Genomic DNA, 2,251 nt, shown 5'->3' on the forward strand with positions numbered 1-2,251 from the left:
AGAGGTTGAAAAATACTGAAATCACATTGGAAAACATTTATACAATGTTGCTCAGTCTGGCCCAGAATCAAGAAAAATACCTGACAAGTGCATTGGAGAGTTTTTTTGATGAAGTGACAAGTCATTCAATGAATAAGTTCTCTAAAAATATTCATTATTATAATGGTTGGAGGACAAATAGTGCCTATAAACTAAACCCTAAAATTGTTCTTCCAATGCGCAGAGGGTTTGTCGTGAACTCAGTATGGGAAAGAAAAGGATATGATTCTGTTGACTATAAAATCAAGGACAAATTGGAAGATATTTTAAAAGTCTTTGATTTGGTATCAGCAACTAGCCGTGGTGAATGGATTCAGTTAGGAGATTATGAATTTGAAAACAACCTAATCAGATTCAAGTATTTCAAAAAAGAAACCATTCACATTTGGTTTAAGGATCTACAGGCCCTGGCAAAACTGAATTACATTGTTGGCCAATCTAAAAATTGGCTGCCAACTGAAGAAGAAGTGAAAACAAGTAAAGAAGCTCAAGAATTTTTGAAGAAAGAACTTCCAGAACTTAATTCCTATGCGATTGAGTTCAAAGCTTCTTAAACCCTTGATTGATAATCAAGAGAGTTGTGCTATACTAAATGTATAGCACAATTTGATTGGATAGAAATATGGTTTATGTAAAACTAATTAAAAGCAGCCAGACTGGAACAGTCATATTGCCCTCCCATTTTCCATTTGGGGTATTGGCAAAGAGGTTTGGAGATGTAAAAAAAGTTAATGTAAAAAGTTATCGGTTAAAGACTTTGAGTGACATAGATGGTTATTTGGTCGTAGAGGGTGATAAATTAGTTATTAAGCCAATAACAAAGTCTGATAAGGGAAGTTACCTATTACCGTTCATCGTTCGCATCGAGGAGCAGCTGGAAAGGACAAATGACTTTACTAGAGACTACGAGGTTTATCCTAAAGATATCTTTTTTGAAACTCAAACCCCTCAAGAGTTAGAAGAAAGTCAAGGTGAAACAAGAGAAACTAGCAGCGTTATCTTTGATGACGAACAAACAGAGCCAATAGACTTGTATTATGCCAGTAAGCAGCTTTCTTCTCAACAGGAGGAAGAAGTATTAAAAGCGAGTATCAATCATTATCTTATAAAGATAAAGTTGAAACCGATTGACGAAGAGAGTAATCAGTACCCACTGCATTTCCTATCGACAAAAGGCGATGCGTTACTGAAGTATGCTTTGCTAGACTATTTCACTAACAGGAAAGTCTTAACTCAATTAGTAACCAATGACAGTATGAAATTAGCTCTGGGGCGTATGGGCTTCTATGAATTTTGAGAGGCTGATTCTCATTTAGCAGGTACTTTTTTTGAAGTTATATATGCGTGTGCTATGTTACAAGGAAATCATGAAATTCGTAAGAAGATGGAACGAGTTCTGGTAGGAGAAGAGGCTTTTAAAACCAAGCTACCAACTTTAAAATTCAAGAAGTTAAAATGAGTGGAGAAGTAAGACTAAATAAAAGATAGGAGAAACTAAGCAATGATTATTGACGCAAAAAAAGCAGAGGCTGTTGAACAGGATCAGAAATGGATTGATGGTGAAAAATTTGACACCATTATTATTTCTAAAGCCCAATTCCAACAATTCAAAGAGAATGGCCAAGTTGAAATTGAGTCCCCTATATTTGCTTATACTGAAGGCAAGGGCATCTTGAGTAAAGATAGACTTGTTCAAAAACCAGGGGAAGCTTGGGGGCATATTTGGCTAGGAATGCCAATAGAATTTATAGAAGAAGCAGAAATTATTCCAATAGATTTTTTTGATGCTCTGGCTGGTGCGAAGACAATCCTTTTAAAAATAGAAAAGTAAGAGGAGACGGATTATGAAAACAAAAATCTCATTTATCAAGAGACTTATTAGTTATCTAAACATAATTCTAGTTTTATTCTTAGTGCCGTTGATATTGACCATAGCATTTGTATTTTTATTTTTAGTGTTTAATGGTACTTTTGCTTATTCCGTAACATCTATTATTACGAATACAACGAATATTACGAATAAGGGAGTGGTCGTCACAACTGATATTTTTTGGAAAATTTATGGAGTGTTTCTATTTGGTTTTGGTCTTGTTTGGTCTTTCTTGAACAGTGAAGCCTAGAAATTGCATCAAAAAAATCGCTAAATCATCTAAATTTGTAGAAATTTTTCTAGAAAGGAATCTTAATGTTAACAATTCTCTATTTTCTCTTA

Annotated in this window: 3 protein-coding genes; all 3 read left to right on the plus strand. The window is 34.3% G+C overall.

All coding sequences use genetic code 11. The features are described from left to right. On the plus strand, positions 1-593 hold a 593-nt coding region (locus K4I03_RS10020), incomplete at its 5' end, for a DUF4942 domain-containing protein (protein ID WP_227965118.1). Between the two features lie 68 nt (positions 594-661). Beyond that, positions 662-1,336: a hypothetical protein gene (locus tag K4I03_RS10025; protein WP_227965119.1), complete on the plus strand. Its 675-nt coding sequence runs from the start codon at positions 662-664 to the stop codon at positions 1,334-1,336. 204 nt (positions 1,337-1,540) lie between these two features. Next, the gene (locus K4I03_RS10030) at positions 1,541-1,870 is read left to right on the plus strand and encodes a hypothetical protein (RefSeq protein WP_227965121.1); all 330 of its coding nucleotides are present in this window, start codon (positions 1,541-1,543) and stop codon (positions 1,868-1,870) included. Positions 1,871-2,251: the final 381 nt, after the last annotated feature.

The organism is Streptococcus sanguinis (genome assembly GCF_020729725.1).
Lineage (GTDB): Bacteria > Bacillota > Bacilli > Lactobacillales > Streptococcaceae > Streptococcus > Streptococcus sanguinis_V.

Excerpts from the sequence above, each read along its gene's own strand:
- K4I03_RS10025 (WP_227965119.1), top strand. The coding sequence starts at position 662 with ATGGTTTATGTAAAACTAATTAAAAGCAGCCAGACTGGAACAGTCATA.
- K4I03_RS10030 (WP_227965121.1), top strand. The coding sequence starts at position 1,541 with ATGATTATTGACGCAAAAAAAGCAGAGGCTGTTGAACAGGATCAGAAA.